The organism is Pseudoalteromonas sp. A41-2, from assembly GCF_015767615.1.
Lineage (GTDB): Bacteria > Pseudomonadota > Gammaproteobacteria > Enterobacterales > Alteromonadaceae > Pseudoalteromonas > Pseudoalteromonas lipolytica.
On sequence record NZ_CP065231.1, the window covers coordinates 3,469,695 to 3,492,411 of the forward strand.

Annotated in this window: 20 protein-coding genes; 10 read left to right on the forward strand and 10 right to left on the reverse strand. The window is 42.2% G+C overall.

Going from position 1 to position 22,717, the window contains the following annotated elements; translation table 11 throughout:
* Positions 1-19: 19 nt before the first annotated feature.
* Genes IT970_RS15625 through IT970_RS15635 form a run of 3 tightly spaced genes read left to right on the forward strand, consistent with a single transcriptional unit; the run spans position 20 to position 2,004 of the window.
* Positions 20-652: a PepSY-associated TM helix domain-containing protein gene (locus IT970_RS15625; RefSeq protein ID WP_196857471.1), complete on the forward strand. Its 633-nt coding sequence runs from the start codon at positions 20-22 to the stop codon at positions 650-652.
* On the forward strand, positions 652-1,152 hold the full coding sequence (locus IT970_RS15630; protein ID WP_036973601.1) for a DUF2271 domain-containing protein: 501 nt from the start codon (positions 652-654) through the stop codon (positions 1,150-1,152). Before IT970_RS15625 ends, IT970_RS15630 begins: the two co-directional genes overlap by 1 nt.
* 9 nt (positions 1,153-1,161) lie before the next feature.
* Positions 1,162-2,004 carry a DUF4198 domain-containing protein gene (locus tag IT970_RS15635; protein ID WP_036973602.1) on the forward strand — a complete coding sequence of 281 codons (843 nt, stop codon included), beginning with the start codon at positions 1,162-1,164 and terminating at the stop codon, positions 2,002-2,004.
* Between the two features lie 5 nt (positions 2,005-2,009).
* Here IT970_RS15635 and IT970_RS15640 read toward each other — a convergent pair whose 3' ends face one another.
* The gene (locus IT970_RS15640; protein ID WP_051501945.1) at positions 2,010-2,531 is read right to left on the reverse strand and encodes a hypothetical protein; all 522 of its coding nucleotides are present in this window, start codon (positions 2,529-2,531) and stop codon (positions 2,010-2,012) included.
* Between the two features lie 164 nt (positions 2,532-2,695).
* Between IT970_RS15640 and IT970_RS15645 the strand changes: the two genes are divergently transcribed.
* The 3 genes from IT970_RS15645 to IT970_RS15655 all read left to right on the forward strand — a co-directional run bounded on the left by IT970_RS15645 (position 2,696) and on the right by IT970_RS15655 (position 5,010).
* On the forward strand, positions 2,696-3,121 hold the full coding sequence (locus IT970_RS15645) for a DoxX family protein (RefSeq protein ID WP_036973603.1): 426 nt from the start codon (positions 2,696-2,698) through the stop codon (positions 3,119-3,121).
* Positions 3,122-3,180: 59 nt separating this feature from the next.
* Positions 3,181-4,047 carry a pirin family protein gene (locus tag IT970_RS15650; RefSeq protein ID WP_036973604.1) on the forward strand — a complete coding sequence of 289 codons (867 nt, stop codon included), beginning with the start codon at positions 3,181-3,183 and terminating at the stop codon, positions 4,045-4,047.
* A gap of 75 nt (positions 4,048-4,122) precedes the next feature.
* Positions 4,123-5,010: a LysR family transcriptional regulator gene (locus IT970_RS15655; protein ID WP_036973605.1), complete on the forward strand. Its 888-nt coding sequence runs from the start codon at positions 4,123-4,125 to the stop codon at positions 5,008-5,010.
* Here the strand turns inward: IT970_RS15655 and IT970_RS15660 are convergent.
* The 4 genes from IT970_RS15660 to IT970_RS15675 all read right to left on the reverse strand — a co-directional run bounded on the left by IT970_RS15660 (position 5,005) and on the right by IT970_RS15675 (position 8,306).
* Positions 5,005-5,889, reverse strand: coding sequence for an SMP-30/gluconolactonase/LRE family protein (locus IT970_RS15660; protein ID WP_227006793.1), 885 nt, complete (start codon positions 5,887-5,889; stop codon positions 5,005-5,007). The two genes, IT970_RS15655 and IT970_RS15660, sit on opposite strands and share 6 nt — an antisense overlap.
* 27 nt (positions 5,890-5,916) lie before the next feature.
* A complete protein-coding gene (locus IT970_RS15665) occupies positions 5,917-6,624 on the reverse strand; it encodes a sulfite exporter TauE/SafE family protein (protein ID WP_074989520.1) in 708 nt (235 codons plus the stop codon).
* A gap of 130 nt (positions 6,625-6,754) precedes the next feature.
* Complete coding sequence (locus IT970_RS15670; RefSeq protein WP_036973609.1) at positions 6,755-7,534, reverse strand: SDR family NAD(P)-dependent oxidoreductase; 780 nt, start codon at positions 7,532-7,534, stop codon at positions 6,755-6,757.
* 46 nt (positions 7,535-7,580) lie between these two features.
* Positions 7,581-8,306 (reverse strand): FadR/GntR family transcriptional regulator, encoded by a 726-nt coding sequence (locus tag IT970_RS15675; RefSeq protein ID WP_065979489.1) that lies wholly within the window; start codon positions 8,304-8,306, stop codon positions 7,581-7,583.
* Positions 8,307-8,565: 259 nt separating this feature from the next.
* Here IT970_RS15675 and IT970_RS15680 point away from each other — a divergent pair, with 259 nt between their 5' ends.
* On the forward strand, positions 8,566-10,194 hold the full coding sequence (locus IT970_RS15680) for a sodium:solute symporter (protein ID WP_036973612.1): 1,629 nt from the start codon (positions 8,566-8,568) through the stop codon (positions 10,192-10,194).
* A gap of 56 nt (positions 10,195-10,250) precedes the next feature.
* Here the strand turns inward: IT970_RS15680 and IT970_RS15685 are convergent, their stop codons facing one another.
* Positions 10,251-11,279 (reverse strand): glycoside hydrolase family 43 protein, encoded by a 1,029-nt coding sequence (locus IT970_RS15685; RefSeq protein ID WP_065979490.1) that lies wholly within the window; start codon positions 11,277-11,279, stop codon positions 10,251-10,253.
* Between the two features lie 104 nt (positions 11,280-11,383).
* On the opposite strand from IT970_RS15685, the gene IT970_RS15690 reads away from it, so the two are divergent.
* Positions 11,384-12,388: an arabinan endo-1,5-alpha-L-arabinosidase gene (locus tag IT970_RS15690; RefSeq protein ID WP_036973614.1), complete on the forward strand. Its 1,005-nt coding sequence runs from the start codon at positions 11,384-11,386 to the stop codon at positions 12,386-12,388.
* An 82-nt stretch (positions 12,389-12,470) separates the two neighbouring features.
* Here IT970_RS15690 and IT970_RS15695 read toward each other — a convergent pair whose 3' ends face one another.
* The 4 genes from IT970_RS15695 to IT970_RS15710 all read right to left on the reverse strand — a co-directional run bounded on the left by IT970_RS15695 (position 12,471) and on the right by IT970_RS15710 (position 19,843).
* Positions 12,471-12,887: an FKBP-type peptidyl-prolyl cis-trans isomerase gene (locus IT970_RS15695; protein WP_196857472.1), complete on the reverse strand. Its 417-nt coding sequence runs from the start codon at positions 12,885-12,887 to the stop codon at positions 12,471-12,473.
* 10 nt (positions 12,888-12,897) lie between these two features.
* On the reverse strand, positions 12,898-15,342 hold the full coding sequence (locus IT970_RS15700; RefSeq protein ID WP_196857473.1) for a glycoside hydrolase family 127 protein: 2,445 nt from the start codon (positions 15,340-15,342) through the stop codon (positions 12,898-12,900).
* Positions 15,343-15,419: 77 nt separating this feature from the next.
* Positions 15,420-16,757: an MFS transporter gene (locus IT970_RS15705; RefSeq protein ID WP_036973616.1), complete on the reverse strand. Its 1,338-nt coding sequence runs from the start codon at positions 16,755-16,757 to the stop codon at positions 15,420-15,422.
* Between the two features lie 269 nt (positions 16,758-17,026).
* On the reverse strand, positions 17,027-19,843 hold the full coding sequence (locus IT970_RS15710) for a TonB-dependent receptor (RefSeq protein ID WP_180311244.1): 2,817 nt from the start codon (positions 19,841-19,843) through the stop codon (positions 17,027-17,029).
* A 599-nt stretch (positions 19,844-20,442) separates the two neighbouring features.
* On the opposite strand from IT970_RS15710, the gene IT970_RS15715 reads away from it, so the two are divergent.
* Together IT970_RS15715 and IT970_RS16070 are read left to right on the forward strand one after the other, a co-directional pair.
* On the forward strand, positions 20,443-21,405 hold the full coding sequence (locus IT970_RS15715; RefSeq protein WP_036973618.1) for a glycoside hydrolase family 43 protein: 963 nt from the start codon (positions 20,443-20,445) through the stop codon (positions 21,403-21,405).
* A 352-nt stretch (positions 21,406-21,757) separates the two neighbouring features.
* Positions 21,758-22,714: a family 43 glycosylhydrolase gene (locus tag IT970_RS16070; protein ID WP_231387295.1), complete on the forward strand. Its 957-nt coding sequence runs from the start codon at positions 21,758-21,760 to the stop codon at positions 22,712-22,714.
* Positions 22,715-22,717: the final 3 nt, after the last annotated feature.

Sequence of the window (22,717 nt, forward strand, 5' to 3'; positions counted from 1 at the left end):
ATAACAAGTACCTTACATTATGTTCTCTTTCAATAAACGCATGTTTTATAGCGTTAGCCGTGCCTTACATATTTATTTATCAACCGCGCTATTTTTTCTACTGATCTTATTTTGTATCAGCGGCATCATCCTCAATCACGTAAGTTGGCTTGAAAATGACAAACATAATGGTCAAACCCACGTGCTCATTTCTGCACAGCTCTTCAAAAAAGCACAGCAGAACCTTAATGCATTACCCACTCTTTACCCTGAAATTGAACGCTATATGGCAGATCAGTTTTCTCTGCAGAATGTAAAAAGCATTGAATGGGAAAAACAAGACGCACTAGTCATGCTCGACTACCCGTTGCCTGCAGGGTTTGCTTATGCCGAAATCGACTTTCAAACGGGAGAGCTCAATCTTGACTACCAAACAGGTGGGGTTATGAGCCTTATTGGTGATTTGCACAAAGGCCGTCATACAGGCGAGGCATGGAGCTGGGTAATTGATATCTCAGCAGTATTAATGATCATCTTCGCTATAACTGGCTTATTTATTTTATTTCAAAACCGTAAAAAGCGTACCTCAGGGCTTTGGCTAACACTGTTTGGTGTCGTCACACCTCTGGTTATTTATCTAGTTTGGGTGCCTCAACTTAAAGGAGTATCTTAATGAAACAAGCCCACTTACTACTTGCTCTACTGTTCAGCTGTTTATTCAGCCCACTTAGCTTTGCCAAAGACGCCAACCTCACCGTTGAGTTCACTTTGCCTGAGCTTGATGTATCCCCTTATCACCGTCCATATGTTGCGCTTTGGCTTGAAACCCCAGAACGTAAACATGTAACCACAGTGGCACTTTGGGTTGAAAAAGCAGAGTGGTTTAAAGACTTACGTCAGTGGTGGCGTAAAGCAGGTCGCAGTAACGATAACTTCGACGGCGTAACAGGTGCCACAAAACGTCCTGGTACTTACACCATTGAGTGGCACGGTAAGGATTTAAAAGGTAACCCCGTTAAACCCGGTAAATATTTACTCAATGTGGAAGTTGTACGTGAAGAAGGTGGCCGTGATTACAGCCGTGTTGAAATCGACTTAACAAAAGATGGCAAAGTCACTCTCGCTGGCGAAAAAGAATTCGCGACTAGCTTCGTTACTATTACTAGCAATTAAGGATAAACAATGAAATTAAAATTATTAAAAACGGCCCTAATCGGTGCCGTTACGTTCACCGCACTTGCATCAAGTTACGCACAGGCACACGCTCGTTGGTTAATGCCATCGCACACCTCTTTATCGGGTGAAAAAACACATTATGTGATGATTGATGCCAGTATTTCAAACGAGTTGTTTAGCCCAGACAAAGCCTACCGCCCAAATGAACAAGGCGCAGAATATGATGACAACTTATTAATCGCCCTTGCGCCAAACGGTAAGCCTGTAGAAGAGAAGATTCGCGCGTACTACCTAAAACGTAAAAACTCAGCGGCCGTTAGCTTATCGCAAGATGGGACGTACCATATTGCGATGCAGCAAAAGCCCCTGCTAATGACATTCTACAAAGATAAAGACGGCAACCGTGGTCGTGTATTTACAGGTAAAAAAGACGCTGATCTTCCTGCTGGTGCAACCGAAGTACGCACGATTAAGTCAATCGCAACCGTTGATACCTTTGTAAGCCGTAACGGCACTTCTAAACCCACATTACTTGGCCAAGGCTTAGAGATTTCGGGCCCAACGCATCCAAACGATTTATTTGCAGGTGAAGAGGCTAAATTCCAATTATTAATGGATGGAAAACCTGCCGCTAACGTTGAGCTAGCGATTGTACGCGGCAGTGCTCGTTACCGTAATGCGCGTGATGAAGTAAAACTTACTACCGATAGTGAAGGTTTCTTCACCGTGACATTCGAACACGCTGATATGTATCTGATTGAAGCATCTGTTGATCAAAAACCAACAGAAGCAGATATCGATAACGTGCGTTACTCATTATTTACCACCCTTGAAGTCGCGCCTGAATAAGTCACTTAATGAGGCCTTATAAGAGGCCTTATTCGACTTTCGAGGAAGACTGTAGTCAACGGTGTGATCACAGCTGCCGTCTTTCTCGCAATCATTGGCCCATCTCCATCGACATCCCAGCTTGGGTGCATCCCATTTAATGGGCTTTTGATAACGCTAATATCTTCTGTAAATTTACTATGCTCATCACGGCCTGCGGCATTGCGCATCAAAAATACCCAAATCACATAATTGCCATCATCAGGAATTTTAAGCTCAGCATGATCACCTTTTGCCGGGCCAACATACAAAGCGGTTGGGTTACCTTTCGGTAAAATATTAAAGTAGTTACTAGAGTTTGAAGGAGCAAAATCAACCTTTAATGTATTGCCTTTATTAAGGTTTATTTGATATTCCCACATCTCATAACCTTTAATTATGTCTTTAACTTGCCAGCTTTGCTGCACCGCTATATCTGAAACTAATAACTCATAATGACGACTATTGGGTAAGTTTTGATTAGCAAACACCACGCTGCTTGCAGCCATAGAAAAACAAAATCCTATTGATAACAATAACTTCACATTGAATCTTCTTTAAGATTCTTTTTTAAAGAATAATAAGCGCTAATTTTACTATTTTTAATTCTTTTAAAGTGAATTTATAGTTACTTCATCGCAGACACACAGCTTAACTAAACAGGATACCTACTATGAAACTTTTTACTTTAATCTCAGCTCAACCACAATTACAAAATATTAGCACTTTATTGGCACGTATTGGTTTATCGGCCATCTTTTTACTCACCAGCTTTAGTAAAATCGAGTTTTTCGATGCAACAGCACAGTACATGGCATCCGTTGGTTTACCAGAGTTCTTACTGCCATTTGTCATTGCTTTTGAAATGGTTGGCGGGTTATTTATTTTACTCGGCTTCTTAACACAACTAACCGCTGTCGCTTTTGCTGGTTTCAGCCTGGCCAGTGCTTTGTTATTCCACTTTCAACTTGATGATCAAATGCAATTTTTAATGTTCTACAAAAACATTGCAATGGCAGGTGGCTTTTTAGCATTAGCCAGTGTTGGTGCAGGCAAAATCAGCCTAGATCAACTAATGTTAAAACGTAGTCAGGCATAACATTTCTCCCAGCCAATAACCTAGGTTGTTGGCTGGGTTTGTTTTTAAGGAGCGCAAATATGGCAAAGTTATTAACAGCAACCAGCCACGATATTGGTGGGCTCGATGTAAAACGCATCTTGCCGCATTTTGACAAAAAAATGGTTGGGCCATTTATCTTTTTTGACCACATGGGGCCGAATCACTTTCCTCGCGGTGAAGGCATAAATGTGGGGCCTCATCCTCATATTGGCCTTTCAACGCTCACTTATTTGTTTACTGGCAGTATTTACCATCGCGATTCACTAGGCAATAGCCTGCAAATAGAACCTGGCGATGTTAACTGGATGACCGCAGGTCGCGGTATAGTGCACTCAGAAAGAGAAAGCCTTGAAGTGCGTGCAAGCGAGCACGACATTAATGGTCTGCAATGCTGGGTTGCTTTGCCTGAGAGCATGACCGAAATAGCACCGCGATTTGAACATATCAAAAAACAGCAACTGCCTGAAAAAATAGAAAAAGGAGTGCTGATGCGACTAATCGTGGGTGATGCCTATGGCTTGAGCTCCCCGGTGAAAAGCTACTCACCTATGTTTTATTTAGATACAGTAGCAGAGCAAGGCAGTTATATTACTAAACCGCATCCTCATCATGAAACCGCTGTGTATGTAATTTATGGTGAAGTTAGTATTGGTGATACTCGCTATACTCAAGACAATTTTGTTCTACTCGATGACAGCGAACACGAAATTACGACCCATGTGCATAGCCGCTTTATTTTACTCGGTGGCAGTAAATTCAATAAAGTTCCTTATTTACACTGGAACTTTGTTGCATACAGCAAAGAGCGTATCGAGCAAGCAAAACAAGATTGGCAAGCACAGCGCTTTGCTAAAATCCCCGGTGATGAGCTTGAATATATTGAGTTGCCCTTTGCTAAAAAGTAAACTTTTTTGCAATTTATAGGTACTATCCATTTACAGGCACTAATTAGTAAGTAACCACGTTAGCAAAGGAATACCATGCTAAGAATCACCCTAGAGCAATGGCGCATGTTTCGTGCTGTTGTTGAGTTTGGTGGCTTTAATCAAGCCGCACAAAGCATTCATAAAAGCCAGTCGAGTATTCATAATGCCGTGGGCAAAATTGAATCGGCACTCAATGTAAAATTATTTACTATTCAAGGGCGTAAAACGGTGCTCACAGAAGCCGGTGAAATGATGCTACGCCGTGCCAATTATTTACTCGATGAAGCTGCCAAAGTCGAAGCGATTGGCCAAACCCTCGGCGAAGGTATCGAAAGTAAGCTGCGCATTGCAGTTGATGCCATTTTTCCACAGCAATTACTTTATAAAGTGCTTAACGACACGTCTTCGCAATACCCACAACTGCGTATCGAATTGCATGAATCTGTGCTGATGGGTGGCAATGAATTACTTGTAAATGATCAGGTCGATATTGCCATTACAGGTTTTCCGATAGCGGCTGGCTTTCATGAAGAGTTATGCAATATTGAATTTATTGCCGTGGCGCATCCAGATCACCCTTTGCATGCGATTGACCGCGAAATAACATTAGAAGATTTAAAATCACACCGACAAATTGTAGTGCGTGACTCTGCGAATAAACACAAACAAGATGGCGGCTGGCTAGGTGCCGATCAACGTTGGACGGTAACGCATTTACGCACCTCTATTGATATGATCAGTAATGGTCTAGGCTTTGCGTGGTTACCAAAAATAGCAATTGAAAAACAACTCGCAGCAGGGCAAATGAAAGCGCTCAATTTAACGCATAACAGTAGCCGTAGTGCTAAGTTACATTTGCTCTTCAAAGACGGTGACAAACTGGGTCCCGCAGCACGGGCATTTCTTGGCGAATTACGCTACCAAGTAATGGAAAATCTATAGTTTAAGCGGTGTTTCAGCGATGCCTTTAACACCCGGCTTTAAAATAAACACGCCCCCGCTGTGCGGGTAATCAGCAAGTACCGACTCATCCAACCCGACCGCTGCGGTAGTAATTGCCACATGCTCAAGTGCCTCTCCGACAAATGCAACACTGGTAACGCGTGGTGCGGGAATACGTAAAAATTGCACTTGCTCGCCGCGTGGCGAAAAACGATAAACACCATAACCATTCCATGCTGCAACCCATAAGTGGTCGTCATTATCAACCGTCATGCCATCTGGGTAACCCATGCTATCGGTAAAACGGATAAACGCATGCTTATTACTAAGCTCGCCCTGTGCACTTAATGAGAAGCGATAGATAGTTTGTTTTTCAGAGTCTGTTGAGTATAAAAACTGCCCGCATTTACTTACGGCCGGTCCATTACTAATGGTGTAGTGTTGGTCAACGACTTCAGGAGCCTTTCCATGACCAACGCGGTATAACTTTCCACTCGGTGCTTGCTCTTGAGAGTCCATCGAGCCAAAAAAACCAAAACCTTGCCGTGATGTTTTACCATCATTTAATCGGTTTTGCTGTGGCTCATTGTCGATTGAGTAAAGCAGTTCGCGGCTAAAGTCTTCGCTATTAAGTTTATAGATGCCTTTCGCAAACCCAGCAACAAGTTCACCTTGCTCCGTTTCCATTACCCAACAAATGGGTTCTGGCATGGCAAACTGACTTACCCGCATACTTTGGCAGTGCAAACGAAATAAACGCTGACCCAAAATATCAACCCAAAATACACAGTTGTGGGCTTTTGCAAAGTAAGCACCTTCGCCTAATTGGCATTGGCTAGAAATAATTATTTTTAGGGTGGCATCGAGCATAAATTTCATTAAATAAACAGCTGAACTTTTACCATTCTATCTGTGTATAAAAATAAGTGCTAGGCCAGATAAGCCTGCGACCAGCAGTATGATGCTGCGAATTGCTCTTTCGTTTAAGTTGTTATTAATTACAAAAGACAGTCCCCAGCCAATTAAAATTGCTGGCAGACAAAAGAAAAACAGTTTTACATCCCCCATATCAGCAGAGCCAGTAAGCATCAGCACAATAATGCCAAATAGGTTAATGAAAACAAAGAATGCACTAAGGTTGGCCTTTATTTTATCTTTATCCTCAGCTTGATAGAGCAGCCCCATCGGTGCGCCCCCAGCGGAGGTGGTAGTTCCTAAAAACCCCGACGACATAGAGGCTAATAAACTCGTTATGGTCGATATTTTAGGTTTCATACCTATGATAGATAATGCGACGACGACTAATATACTCACTCCGAGCAATAACTGGTACTGCTTAGCATTCACATACCACATCACTGCTGCTGCGAATATAACGCCCATTGCACCACCGACTATTGAGATCCCCGTCTGTTTCATATCGATTGACCCTCGGTGCTTTATCATTAACACCGAAGTTAAAAAGAGTGCATTCAAAATCATAGGGCCAGGCACCAGTTCAGGCATTAACCAATATAGAACTGGCACACACAGCATACCAAGACCAAAGCCAATAACACTTTGCAAGCAAGCACCAATGATCAGAATTACATACACGAGTACAAAGTCGGTCAAACTTTCTTACCACCTTAGAAAAATAGGGGAGATGGTAACAATACCAACCCATATTTTATTATTATAGTATCATTTGTTTTATTGAAAAAATTTTATCGCAAGTCAGTCATTTTGCAATGTATAAATGCAATTAAGTCCAACCTGCGTCTACGATTAATGATTGTGCTGTCATCATCCGACTATCATCAGCAGCCAGAAATAATGCTGCATTAACAATGTGGTCGGGTTGTATTGTTTCGTTTATACACTGGCTTAAACGAACGTCTTCAACCATCTCTGGGGTTAACCAATGAGTAATTTGACGCTCTGTCATTACCCATCCAGGAACCAAGGTATTAACCCGAATATTGTCTTTGCCATACGAGGCTGCTAAAGAACGCGTCAGACCCTCAATACCCGCTTTAGCAGTGGTGTAAGCAGGCATTCCTGTTTGCTTAATGCGCCAACTTACCGACCCCATATTGATAATACTTCCCCCACCTAAACGCTGCATATGCGCCACAACAGCCTGTGAAGAAAAGAAACAAGGGCGTAAGTTAACAGCAAACTTGTCTTCCCAATATTTTACATCCATGTTTTCTGCTGCATGGCGAGTGTCATCGGCTGCATTATTAATTAATACCCCAATATCGCCCTGTTGCTGGCGGGTTTGCTCTATAGCGGCTTGCAATGCTTCAACATCACGAATATCACAATAGATAAACTGCGGATCAAACTCATATTTACCCGCAAGCTTTGCGCACAAAGCCTCGCTTTGCTGCTTTGCAATATCAACAAAGGTGACTTTTGCGCCTTGCTCACAGAAGCGCGTTACCATTACTTCACCAATTCCCGTCGCTCCGCCTGTAATAAATACACTTTTACCGGCAAGGCTGGCGTAAACTGTTTTAAGCTCATTTGAATTTGGCATGATAACCTTTTGTTTTTACAGTATTTACAACGTTGAGTAGCGAAACTTATTGAGCTGCAGCTTCTTTGTCTGCAATTTCTTTTTCGATAAACGCCATCGCTTCATCAATCATGTACGTCATCATATTTTTCGCACGCTCAGGGTCACCATTGGCAATCGCGTTATACACTTTAAAGTGCTCTTCAGCGATGGCTTGTTTATTACCTTTAGCGGGTGTTGTGTGCTGAATACTGACATGCAATGCAGTACGAATAAAGTCACGTAATTGATAGAAAAAACGGTTACCACTGGCGTGCAAAATTGCCGTGTGGAACGCAAGGTCTGGCTCGTGCATTACGCCTTCAGGTTCATCGGCAGCCGCTTGCATTTTATCGAGCGCCATTTTAATTTCAGCGATCGCAGCTTGGTCACCTTTTCGTGCTGCCAACGCCGCTGCTTGTGGCTCAATAGCTAAGCGTACTTGCAAGAACTCTTTCAGTACGTAAAGTGACGGACTGCTCTCAAGTAACCATTTTAATACGCTGGTGTCGTATAAGTTCCAGTTATCCGCCGGTTCAACACGGATCCCTTGTCGTGGACGAGAAGAAATTAATCCCTTTGCAGCCAACATTTTAACTGCTTCACGAACAGCTGTGCGGCTTATACCATACACTTCGCACAACTGTGCTTCGGTTGGTAACCCCGTCTCAGTATTATAATCACCAACAATAATTGCTTTACCAAGTTCATTGGTAACTTGTTGTGATAAGTTCAAATTCTCTAAACGCGCCATGTGTGTTCCTCTAAAGATCTAGGTAATATAATACATCTATAAAGCTATTCCGTCATCCTGCAAATAGTTGATTAAAATCAATAACAAAACATTAAAAAGACAGAACCTCTTATTATAACCGCGCGTAATCGTCACTTTTTTATATATCCAGTGTCACCTTATTTTAACAAATCACTTTCACTCACCCAATTTATAATATAATATTTTTAACTGACAATTAAAAAGCAACATTCTCTTTCATAATTAGGTGGAACACACAATGGTCGAACTAAGTACCTTAGACTGGGCAGTGCTGGCAGGATTTTTTGTCCTGTTATTAGGCGTTGTCGTCATGTCTATGCGACAAAAAGAAGAAGACACCGCTGACTACTTTTTGGCGGGTCGTAATGCAAGCTGGTTAGTAATTGGTGCCTCTATTTTCGCATCAAACATCGGCTCAGAACATTTAGTCGGATTATCTGGTTCTGGCGCTCAATCAGGTATGGCACTCGCCCATTGGGAAATGCAGTCGTGGATTATTCTATTACTCGGTTGGATTTTTGTGCCTTTCTATTGGAGTAGCAAGGTCTACACCATGCCTGAGTTTCTAGAACGTCGCTTTAATTCTAAGTCGCGAACTTTCTTATCTGTTATCTCATTAATCAGCTACGTATTAACAAAAGTCGCCGTGACCGTGTATGCCGGTGGTATCGCCTTTAAAACCATTTTAGGAATTGAGAGTATTTGGGGTATCGATTTCTTTTGGATTTCTGCCATTGGTTTAGTGGTGATCACCGGGATTTATACTGTTCTAGGGGGCATGAAAGCCATTATGTGGACCTCGGTGCTGCAAACGCCAGTGTTGATCATTGGTTCACTGGTCATTTTAGTTGTTGGTCTTGATAAAGTCGGCGGCTGGGCAGAAGTTGAACGCTTAAATGACGTTAATATGCACCTTATTCGCAGCGCATCAGACACTGAATTCCCTTGGCCTGGGATTATCTTTGGCTCGTTTATTATCGGTTTTTGGTATTGGTGTACCGATCAGTATATTGTGCAACGCGTACTCTCTGCGAAAGGGATTAAAGAAGCACGTCGCGGGACGATGTTTGCGGGTTATTTAAAACTCCTCCCTGTGTTTATTTTCTTAGTGCCGGGCATGATTGCTTACGCTCTGAATGCAAAAGGAATTATTAGTTACGAAAGCGCTGACCAAGCATTTCCTACGTTAGTCGCTGAGCTGTTACCTGCGGGTGTGAAAGGAATTGTGATTGGTGGCTTAGTCGCAGCACTGATGAGCTCGCTCGCTTCGCTATTCAATTCATCAGCCACTTTATTTACGATCGACTTTTATAAAAAGTTTAAGCCAGAATCAAGCGAAAAACACCTTCTAAAAGTAGGCAGAATGGCCACTATCGTTATCGTTGTTCTCGGGCTGTTGTGGATACCCGTCATGAGCTTAATTGCCGATGTACTTTATGAATATCTACAGAGTGTTCAATCATTAATTGCACCAGGCATCGCGGCTGTATTCTTACTCGGCTTATGTAGTAAGCGCATAACGCCAACAGCGGGGTTTGTTGGTCTTGTGTCTGGTTTCGTACTGGGTATGATCCGCTTAGTATTATTACCCTTTAAAGATGATTTAACGGGTTCATCGTTTGCATGGATAACGACAATGAACTGGTTGTACTACTGTATCCTGCTGTTTGTTGTGGTTGTCGTAATTATGATTGTGGTGAGTATTTTCACTAAACAAGCAGATGAAGAGCAATTAAAAGGCCTTACTTTCTCAAGCCTAGACAAAGCAACACTCAAAGAGGTCGCCGAGGGTTTAGATAAGTGGGATTACATCCATACAGCGGGCATTTTAGGCATAACTGCCTTTATATATTACCGCTTTTGGTAAACATTTCGTTCCCAAAGTTGTAGGGCGCCAATTGGCGCCCTTTTTTTAAAAATTTTTTAATCAGCTAGCTGTGGTGAAAACACAGGAAACCCATCTTTATCCCATGTAATAATGCGTGCTCGCGCATGGCGATTTGGATCCGTCAATGGCGTGCCTTTCAGCTCTTTATAATCGCGGCTATGGTAAATTAGCAAATCTGTCACGTCATCTTCCGCTTTTACAAAGCTGTTATGACCCGGACCAAAGCGACCAACTTCAGCGTGGGTAGTAAAAACAGGCTCTGGCTTTTTATGCCAACTTTTAGGGTCAAGTAAATCATCATTTACATTTGCCCATAGCAAGCCCATCGCATAACGATGATCGGTGGCACTGGCCGAGTAGGTCACAAAAATTTTATCTCCACGCGTTATTACAGCAGCCCCCTCATTCACTTTATAGCCTTGTACTTCCCACTCAAGAGTCGGCTCAGTAATCGCGATAACAGGCTCTTTAATTGACGTTGGTGAGTCCATTTCTGCTAACCACAAGGCCGAGTTGTATGTGGCAGGCTGGTTTTGCTGTGCCCAAATCATGTAGCGTTTGCCTTTATGAGTAAAACTGGTCGCATCAAGAGAGAAGCTATCTAGGTGACTCATAACCTGCCCCATTTCTTGCCAGTCGCCTTGCATAGGATCAACGTGGTCATTTTTAAGTGCATACATACGAATGCTAAAAGGCTTTTCAATGTCACCGGCCGCAAAGTAAATGTACCAACTGCCATCAATGTGGTGCAGCTCAGGCGCCCAAATGTTAACGCTCATAGGGCCTTTATCATGCTTTTGCCAAATAACTTTTGGCTCGGCTAGTTTTAAGTCATTTAAGCGACATGCTTGGCGTAGTTCAATTTCATCAAACATCGGTGAACTACCAATAAAGGTATAACATCCGGTTTTTTCATCACGCACTAACCAAGGATCGGCACGCTTAAGTACAATAGGGTTATCAATTGGCGCGACGGTCTTGCTACTATTAGCATCAGCAAAAGCTGGCACTGACGAAGCGCTTAACACGGTAAGTAACGTAAGCCGCGATAATTTTTTGAGCATAATGTGTCCTGTATTTCGCTTTTATTTTATTGTTAATATTGTATTACATATTATATAGTAGACGAATGAACAGAAAAGTTAAAACAACAAAAAGGTATTCGATCATGAGACCCGCACACCAAGTGACACGAGCAATGAAGTGGCTTTCAACTGGACTACTTATCTCAGCAGCTGCAGTGTCGGCAAAACAGGTAGAAGTACACGATCCGGTTATGGCCAAAGAAGGCGACACGTATTATGTATTTAGTACAGGCCCTGGCATTACCTATTATGAATCAAAAGATTTAACTAACTGGAAACTCACTGGCCGCGTCTTTAAAGACGAGCCTAGCTGGGCAAAACGCGTGTCACCTAATTTCGGTGGCCATCTGTGGGCACCGGATGTGTACGAGAAAAATGGCAAGTTTTACCTGTATTACTCTGTTTCTGCATTTGGTAAAAACACCTCAGCAATTGGTGTAACGGTAAACGACACTCTTGACCCATCATCACCTGACTACAAGTGGATTGATTACGGTATTGTGGTTGAGTCAGTGCCTGAGCGTGATGATTGGAACGCTATCGACCCAGCTATTATCGAAGATGACAATGGCACACCTTGGATGAGCTTTGGTTCGTTTTGGGGTGGTTTAAAATTAGTGCAACTAGATGATGACATGGTGCGCTTAGCACAGCCTGAAAAGTGGCATCACATTGCCAGCCGTCCAAACACGGAGCATGGCCCAATTGAAGCGCCTTATATCTTTAAAAAGAATGGCTATTACTATCTGTTTGTGTCATTTGATAAATGCTGTCAAGGTATTGAAAGTACTTACAATGTTCGCGTTGGTCGCAGTAAAAACGTTGAAGGTCCTTATTTAGATCAGCAAGGTCGCTCTCTGGTTGATGGCGGTGGTAGCTTAGTGATTGAAGGTAACAAAGAGTGGGCAGCCCTTGGTCACAATGCCGCTTACACGTTTGATGGTAAAGACTACCTCGTGTTGCACGCCTATGAAACAGCCGATAACGGCGTACAAAAGCTACGAATTTTACCGATGAGCTGGAAAAACGATTGGCCGGTTGTAAACCCAGCCGACCTAAACAAGCTTAAAACCACGCTTATAAAGTAATTATTCAAACACAAAAAACCTGCAATTTTGCAGGTTTTTTATTTACTCAAGTGATCTATTTTGAGATTTTAAGTTGGTATTATTAATTAAAATCAAGCAGGGTGATATCAACTCGCATCGGGCTTTGGCAATCCTGTTCATGCTTTGTAGCAATAAATGTACTGTACACATCTCGCGCAAGATGAGGGAGTATTAATACTTCAAAACGACTGCCTTTACTCATCAGTTGCAATGCTTCTTGCAAGCCCACAATCGCCTCGGCAATTTCATACTCAACAGGTACACCCTCTGCACGGGTGTCAAATAACACCCGACCGTTATTAAGTACTACACGTTGATGCACAGTGACTGTTGCATCCCAGCGGGGCTTATCACCTGTTCCCTGCTCAATAACACGATAACCAAGGCCCGTAGGGGTTTGGTAAACGCTTTGCTGCTCTTTTAAGCATGACGAAAATACCGGCTTCACCGCTTTATCAAACACATTATTGCTTAACATAGCTCACTCTTTATTGCTCGTTGATCAATCGAATGCCATAGATACCACCCGCAACAGAATCTGGGTTGGCTGTGAAACGCAAGGTCAGCATTTCTGACTGTTTCATCGCCTCTGTTAATGGGTAATCAATGGTGTAAAACTCATCGCTTGGGTTGCCAACAGGCAAACTTACCGCGGCCAGTTTCTCCCCATTAAGGGTGATTGAGAAATGACGATTCACATCACCGATAAAATAACGAATACGTAATGCTGCAGCGTTTTTATTGGGGTTACGAAGCTGATATTCAAACCAACCTGTTGCATCGCGCCAATGGTGGCCATTATTGACACCAGCACGGGTTCCTTCACCTTTAAAGCTATGCTCTACTTCTGGTTGCTGTTCACCCGGCGTAATGTGATCAACGGTTAATAATCGAAGCTGCTCTTTCGCTTGCTCAGCCGCTTTGGCGTCAGCTACAAATTGTGTGAATTCAGCTTTGCTTTGCTGTGGCCAATACACTTGATAGCGGCTGTCGTGTAAGCGGAAAAATGGGATAAGTTCCGTGCGTTCAGTCTGTCCAATGCCTTGCTTTGCAATCGCTACATTTTTGTCTGCGATAAATGCCAACGCTTGGCCCGGTTTACGAGTTAAATCAGCAACAAATTGCGCAGGTTCACTGAGCATAATGGGTAATGCTTCTGGTGGGCACGTCGGTCCAGAAGCGATGTGACCCATACGGCTGTTATCAGCAACAAAGCTTAACTGCTCATTCGCAAAAGCCTGTACTTTGGTGGCCATAACCACGGGGCCATACATGATAGAATAATAATCTTGGCCATCCGGTAACTGCTCGGTATAAAGCTTAGGCGCTAATTCAAAGGCAAGCTTATCGCCACTTTGCCATGCATGGCTGATACTGTAGTAACCGTCTTTTTCGCTCGCGGTCACGGCTTTTCCATTTAACGTAAAGCGCAGTTCACCTTGTTGCCAAGACGGTTTTCGAATATGAATGACAGACTCTGAGCTTTGCCCCTCAGACAACCGGTTCACCGTGAGTGAAACCTTGGTATCATCAGGGAATTGGCTGTCTTGGGTGATCTGTAAGCCTTGTTGTTGCCAATTTAACGTACTGGGAATAAATAAGTTCACCCATAGCTCTTTACCCGTATTGCTATAAATTAACTCACCATACTTGCTGTGATTCTCAATACCCGAGCCCACACAACACCACATAGAGTCTTGCACTGATGAGTACATACGGTAATGTCCTGGGCGCATTGAGGTAAAGTAAACAAGGCCACCATGTTCCGGGTGTTGTGACGATAAAATATGGTTATATGTGGCGCGCTCATAATAGTCTAAATAACGCGTATCAGCGGTTTTCAAAAACAGTAACTTGCTGAGTTTCATCATATTGTAGGTATTGCAGGTTTCTGGGCCTTCAACATCTTCAACCATTGGCGTAAAGTCACTTTTATCATGAAAATGTTCACGTACTGAATTACCACCAATGGACACCGAGCGCTCTTGGCTCACTGTTTTCCAGAAAAAGTCAGCGCCTTGCTGCCATGCTTTATCATCGCTGGCATTCGCCACTTTCAACATACCAATAATTTTGGGAATTTGCGTATTGGCATGCAGGCCTGTTAACTTATCTTCTGTGTGTAATAGTGGTTCAATAATGATGTTATGAGAGAACTGGCGCGCTAGTTTTAAGTAACGCTCATCGTCACTAATAACATACATATCCGCAAACACATCATTTAAGCCACCATGCTCTGAGTACAGCATCTGCTGAACTTGTTCATCAGTTAGCTTCGCTGTGGTTGCTAAGAACCATTCGCCTAGCTTAAATAACATGTGCTTTGCTTGGCTACTTCCTGCAACTTCGTAGGCATCACGAAGGCCATGGAAGATTTTATCTATATTGTAAAGTGGTACCCAACGGTCGTTTAAACTGAATAAATCAGCTTTGATTTCACCGTTCTCAATCTGCTGCCACATTTCATCGCCATTAGGAATACCGCCTAAGTAACCACCTGTGGCTTGTTGAGCTCGATTAAGCTCGCTTAGCATGTAATCTAAACGCTGCTTTAATTCTTCATCCCCTGTTGCTGCCCAAGCAAGGCTCAATGCTGATAAATAATGACCCCCAATATGACCATCAAGACCGGTATTTTCCCAGTTACCATAATTGGGCGCTTTTGGTGTCAGGCCCGCCTCACGCAGGTAAGGAGCAAGCAGCTGATCAGGATGAAGTGCTAATAAATAACGCACATTAGTTTGCTGCGCATGTAAAAACGGGCTGGCGCTTAAGCTTACTTGGTTTAGCGCAAATAAATGTTGTTCGCTGGCATGTTCAGCATGCGCAACAGAGGCGACTTGTTTGCTGTCAATTGGCAACTCACTGCATGCAGTCACCGTTAATATTGCAGCACACAGACTTGCTAAATAACTCACTTTAAATGTGTTCATGCTTACTGTCTCCCAGCGAACCGTTATTTTAAAGAGCAAAGCGCACACTGTGTTAGCGTGCGCGTTTTAAGAGGAGGTTACTTTGGTAGGCGTTTTTGAATGACCATGTCCGTATAGTACTCATCGGTAATCTTGTATTTTTTAAGAATAAGACCAAGTAACGCGTGGAATACACCGGGGATAATAGTAAGCATGAGTGCTAAGCCCATTAAGGTAAACTCCGTTTGCTCAACGTTGGGTTTGTACTCGAAAAATGCCAGTAATAATCCCCCTGCTAAACCAGCTAAACCGCCACCAGCTTTTTGGCAGAATGAAATACCACCAAATGATAAGCCCGATGCACGCACACCGTCTTTAATTTCACCGTAATCCACAGCTTCTGCAATCGCAGACCAGAACACAGGCGCATGTAAATCAACCACAAATGACAAGATGATATAAAGCACGAATGCCATCATTACATCACCCGGTTGGACCACAAAATACATAAGCAATGAAATAAATAACACGGCGATTTGTGATTGACGGAATAGCTTCATTTTACAGTAACGCTGCGTGATCCACGTACTTGCCACCATCGATACGATTGACGCCGCAATACCCGCACTGGTGAATGCCCCCGCTAAATCGGGCACCCCTAAATAATAGGTTGCATAGTACATTGCCACACTACCGCGAATTGCATACCCTAAGGTACCAAGTACACACGCTGCACACAGTAACAACCACTGGTCGTTTTTAAGCAGCACTTTTAATTGTGTAAGCACACTCTCTGTTTGTGGCTCGTGAGTAATACGTTCGCGTGTAGTAAAAAAACAAAATAAGAACAGTGCCACGGCACACGCAGAGACCAGTGCCATTGCGAGTTTATAACCGTACGACAAGCTGCCATTTCCCCAGTAAGACGCAAGTAGCGGTACTGAGAATACAATCACTACATTGGCAATTTTTGCGAAAAACATACGGTAACCATTAGCAGATAAACGCTCTTTAGGATCCGCAGTGAGTACACCAATATAAGAGATATAAGGGATTGCTACACCGGTAAACATCAACGTAGCAAACAGGTAAGTTGCATAGGCCCACGCCAGCTTCATGTTGTAATCAAGATCTGGCGTAGTAAATAGTAATATAACCGACAAACCATACGGTACAGACAAGAATAAGAACCAGTGGCGGAACTGACCCCAGCGGGTTTTCACTTTATCGGTGATGACCCCCATTAATGGATCGGTAAAAGCATCAACAAAACGCGCCACTAAAAACAACACACCCATATCAACCGGATCCAGTCCGTAGATATCGGTGTAGAAAAAAGACATAAAATAAAATAACGCTGCAACCATGACATTCACTGCCATGTCGCCGGCACCAAAGCCAACTTTTTCTACAACGGATAACTTTTGAGATTCCATACCACACCCTAATTGGAAAATATTAAGCCAATACTCAATATTTTAAGCAATGAACACCTTTCAATACTGTGTATCAACTATGTGATACTACACAGCTTGGCCACTGCATTCGTTATTTTTGTAAATTTAATGCTAACCTGAATGATAGTATTATCATACTAATTAAATCGCAACTCTTTTCGTTTAATAACAAACACGCCCACTTTCTAGCAAATCTGAAAAATAAAAAACCCCAGCAAAGCCGGGGTTTTTGGGTCTATTCAAGAATTTTAGAAAGAATAACGGATACCTAGCGCGAATGTACGTGAATAGATACCGTTACCGAAATTAAATAAGTTATCGTTACCTTTACCGTAGTAGTTCTGATACACATCATCTAGGATATTAGTTGCATCAAATGTCACAACAAAGTCATCATTTACATTGTAACTAAACTGGAAGTCTAAACTTTGCTCTGGGCGGCTCCAGAACTGAATCGGATTAGCAAAGCTAGCTGCTTCGTTACCGGTGTAAAACTCTGAACGCCACACGTAAGATAAACGCATGTCAAATGAATCACGCTCGTAAATACCGACGATGCTGTAAGACTCATCAGATACGCCAGCCATTTGCGACTTAACATATTCTGTAATCTCTCCAGCACGATTAAAGTCAGGAGTTTCTTGTGATGAATCAAGTAGTGTGAAACTTGCTTGTACACCAAAACCATTTAACATTTCTGGCAAGTTTTCAGGAAAATAGACAGCCCCCAGTTCAAAGCCCGAAAGCTCCCCGTTTGACGCATTCACTGATGTACTAATCACATAAGGTCTAGTTACACCATCATTACCTTCAAGAATCTCAGTCTTACGTCCAGGTAACACTAAGCCTTCAATTTCGCGGTTAAAGTAAGCAGCGTAAATTGAGCTTGTATCAGCAAAGTACCACTCAAGTGATAAGTCATAGTTTTTTGACTCTGTCGGTTGTAAATTAGAATTACCACCCGTTCCCGTACCATAAGGTATATCAGTTAGTGGGTCTTGTAATCTTACAACCGTGTTCAGGTCAGCAAAATTAGGCATACGCAGTGTTTCTGTATATGCTACACGTCCTACCACGTCATCAGTGATGTTCCAGTTAAGTACTAGACTTGGTAAAATTTTATCTGTTTTATTTTTACCTGTTGTTAGCTCACCATTGTTATCTGTATCATAAAACTTCATGTCTTGTTCATAGTTCACATAACGTAAACCAAATTCACCACTAATATCTTCCGTTAAAAAGAAATTAGTGGTTGCATAAAATGCATAAGAAGTTTCATCAATATCAAAAGATTTAGCTATACCTTCAACTTGAGTATCATATACTTGGCGAACCGCATCGGCATTTTTCAGTAAATAACTACCATCTGCAGTAATGAAACTATCAAATACATCTGCACGACCATCAAAATAATCATCTACTTTAAAAATTAAGCCACTTCCATCTCCTGATGCGCCTGCAGCGACTAGCTGTTCCATTAGGCTTGCAACTGAAGTATTGCCAATAACTTTATTATCATCTCTAGTAAATTCTTGTGCTGAACGGTTTTCGAAACGCCCACCAAATCGAACTTTATCTATGTAAGTACCGCCAAAAAGATACTCACCGTCAATTGTGAAAGTGATGGCATCACCGCTATTACCAGCAGCACTGTCATAAATAGTACTAGCATTCCAATTTTCTATCGCAGCCATATCAGCTTCGTTTACTGTGGTGTTTGGATCATCCCAAAATGAGATACTTGGCACACCATCATTGTCATTAAAGTCAACATCTAAACCATACGAAGTGCGATCAAAACGCATTGCAAAAAAGTCCGACTTATATTCACTGTCTTGATAAACCACTTCAGATTTAATAGTTAGATAATCGCTTGCTTGCCACTCGGCACCTAATGCATATAAGTAGCTATCTGTTGTTTCAGAGTTATAGTCACCACTTTGGAAGCCACCAGCACCGATTGCTTGTTTTTCTTTAACGACGTTAGTGCCATCAAATACTGTGGGGGTTTCAATAAAGCCGTTACCAGTTTCAAAGGTATTTGAAAACCATAACGCATTTTGAGATTGATTCTCGTAACCCGTGTAGAAACCTTCCGCCGTAATTTCAAGTGTTTCATTTGGTGCCCACTGCAAAGATATTGATGCTGCAGGGCGCTTACGCAAACCTGTAAATGAAGTACCGAAAATAGCATCTCGCGCTAATAAATACTCAGTTGGTTCACCTTCTACGTTCAACGTAGAACCCTCTGATGATGGTAGACCATTTTCTAAACCACCTTGCCAAATTAGATTATCTTGAGAGTCACGGTCAGGGATTCGAGAATACGGTGAATAATTATGATGCGGCTTGTCAGTAAAAAATGGAAATGCTGCACCTGCTGTAATTGTATCATCGCGATAATGTGTTTCAGCGTATGAAATATTAACTAAAGCACCAAACTCACCTGCACCATCGATGTCCCAACGGTTAGAGAGTAACGCACTGATATTTGGATCAACTTTATCTGGCTGATCAGCATAAATAGCACGTGCCGCTAAAACGACTTTTTCACCGTCAAAGTTGAATGGGCGATGCGTTTTAATGTCGATCGCCCCTGCGATACCACGCTCAATTTGATCTGCCGAACGAGTTTTATAAACTGTAACACCTGATAGTAAGCTTGCTGGAATGTCTTGCAGTGCCACATCACGGCCCGCACCAGTAAATATAGCACGACCATTAATAGTCGTATTGACGTCAGTAAGGCCACGGATTGAAACCGCACTTACTTCACCTGCACCACGGCCCGTTGTTTGTACACCCGTCACACGTTGAAGCGCTTCAACTACGTTGTTATCAGGGAATTTACCAATATCTTCTGCAACAATAGCATCCACGATTTGAACGCTTGCACGTTTTTCATCAAGTGCTTTGTTTAAACTGCCGCGAATACCTGATACCTGAATAACTTCCATTTCATCGACGTTCTTTTCAGGAGTATTTGGTGCTTGCTCTTGAGCGAAAGCAAATTGACAGGTAAATGCCATAACTACAGCACTGGCTATGTGTGTTCTTTTAAACATAAGCGGTGTTCTCCAAATTATAGTTATATCGGCCCGCTGAACTTTCCCCATTCAGTTACCGAAGAGTGACCACTTTATTGTGCATCGTGTGTTGTCAAAACGGTGCGCAAGTGAGTCTATATTTTATTATGTTAATACATTGCTGCCTGAACTTTAATCATATTGTATGATTATTTGACAGTCAACTCAAAAAGCCAAATTAAAATAACTGCCATTATGTTTACAAAAAATGCCGCAATTATAACATGTTACAAACTTAAAGCGTGCTGCGTTTATGCTTTGGTTATTCATTAATACCGATTATTATCATAAACTTAGCATGTAATCATTTGCTTGTTTAATTTGTCTTTAGTTCACCTAGAGCGACAAAAAAGGGCTAACAAGTTATTTACCCAGCGAATTTTGATGCTACTATGATTAAAATACAATAATACAATATAGAATTAATTTTTGCTGCACTTTTGCTGATTTGTTTCGATGTAAACAATCAGTTACTCAGTATAATCAGGCGTACACTGTGTATTATCTGGTCATTTAGAATGAGTTTTAAGCACAAAAGCAGCAGTTCGTACAACAATCATTAGTCACAGAGGACACTCATGAAGAAATTGAAAGCGTTAGCACTGCCATTGCTTTTTTCGAGTAGCTTAGCCGTTGCACAAAACCCATTATTTACCGATGTTTTTACAGCAGATCCCGCAGCACTTGTTCACAACGACACCGTATACCTTTATACAGGCCATGATGAAGCACCTAATAACGATGTATTTTTCGAAATGCATGACTGGCTCGCCTTTTCGTCTACCGACATGGTGAATTGGAAAAAGCATGGCCCAATTATGAAAGCCACTGACTTTAAGTGGGCAAAAGGCGAAGCGTGGGCTTCACACATGATTGAGCGTGATGGCACCTTTTACTTCTTTACCACGGTTCGTCACAACGATACAAAACCGGGCTTTGCTATTGGTGTTGCAACGTCTAAGTCACCGACAGGCCCATTTAAAGACGCCATAGGCCATGCGCTTGTTACAGACGATATGACCAAGCACACACCGAATGATTGGGATGATATTGATCCTGCTATTTATACCGAAGAAAACGGCGATACATACATGTTCTTTGGTAACTTAGTGCCAAAATATGTAAAGCTGAGCGATGACTTACTTTCGCTTGATGGGGAAATAAAAACAATCGATTTGCCAAACTTTACAGAAGCATTATGGGTGCATAAAAAAAATGATAACTACTATGTATCGTACGCCTGTGAGTTCCCTGAAAAAATCTGTTATGCAATGAGTAAAAGTATTCATGGACCGTGGGAATATAAAGGTATCTTGAATGAAATCGCGGGCAACAGTGAAACAAACCACCAATCAATTATCGAATACAAAGGTAAAGATTATTTTATTTACCATACAGGTGCAGTACCACCAATTGATGGCAAACCAAGTGGTGGGCGTTTTCGTCGTTCCGTGGCTATCGAACCACTTTACTACAATGAAGACGGCACGCTTAAACGTATTATCATGACCACTGAAGGTCTCAGTAAACAAGACAAGTAATCTCAAAAAGGGCTCTTAAAGAGCCCTTTTTAGTGCTCAAATGTAATACAAATAAACATATTTACTGGAAAATCCTCACTTTCCGATAAGTAAAAACTTCCCTAAAAGAGTAAAAACAGCGAAAAAAACGCCAAAATTGGCAACTTGAAAAAATTAAAATCACGCTGTACATATTGTAAACACTGACACTTCATGTTTACATATCAATTACCTTTGCAAAAGTATTTGCACATTTTAAATCGTACTATAAAATTACAATACTACGTTCTTATTAGTTTGATATAGGCACGCGGCAATTTTATTGACAACAATCGAATAAAAAATGAATCCCAGTTTCAAGAGGACACATAAAATGAAATTAAATAAATTAGCCATGGTCATAGCCTGCTCTTTGGCTGTGACAGGTTGTGGCAAAGAAGAGGGTACTAAGCTTAACTCGTCTCTTGCAGTTACCGAACCCCAAAGCGCAAAACCGACTGTAAGCAGCAGTGTTGAATACACTGAATCAGGAAGCGTAATGGTTACTAATGTCAGTGTACATGACCCTTCTGTCGTTAAAGTTGACGACACTTATTATATTTTTGGTTCACACCTTGCTGCCGCTAAATCAACTGATCTCTTGAACTGGGAAATGATTTCTAGCCTTTCAGCTAACGCAGCCGTTAATGAAAGCCCCCTATTTGATTACAACTACACAGGTGAAATTGCCGAGGGTATTGAATGGACAGATGGCTTTACTGGCAACTGGGCTGCTGATGTTATTAAAGCCCCAAATGGCAAGTTTTGGTTTTACTATAACCACTGTGCACAAGATAACCCAGATACACCGGATGTTGTTGATGAAGTGTGTTGGAACCGCTCTTACCTTGGTTTAGCTGAAGCTGATAACATTGAAGGCCCCTATAAAAATAAAGGCATTTTCTTACGCAGTGGCTACCGCAATGAGGCGGAATTTACAGCCTACCCACTCGATAACGGCCAAACAACATGGAATGGCGCCGTTGATCCAAACGCCATTGACCCTGCAGCATTCTATGATGCAAACGGCAAGCTTTGGATGGTTTACGGCTCTTACTCCGGCGGTATTTTCGTTTTAGCAATGGACGAAGAGACCGGTATGCCAGAAGCCGGTCAAGGATACGGTAAAAAACTAGTCGGTGGTGACTTCCGTGCGATAGAAGGCGCCTTTGCAATGTATAGCCCAGAGAGCGAGTACTATTACCTGTTCTTCTCAGTTGCTGGATTTGACTTAAACGGAGGCTATAACATTCGTGTTGCTCGCTCAAAAACACCGATGGTCCATACCTAGATA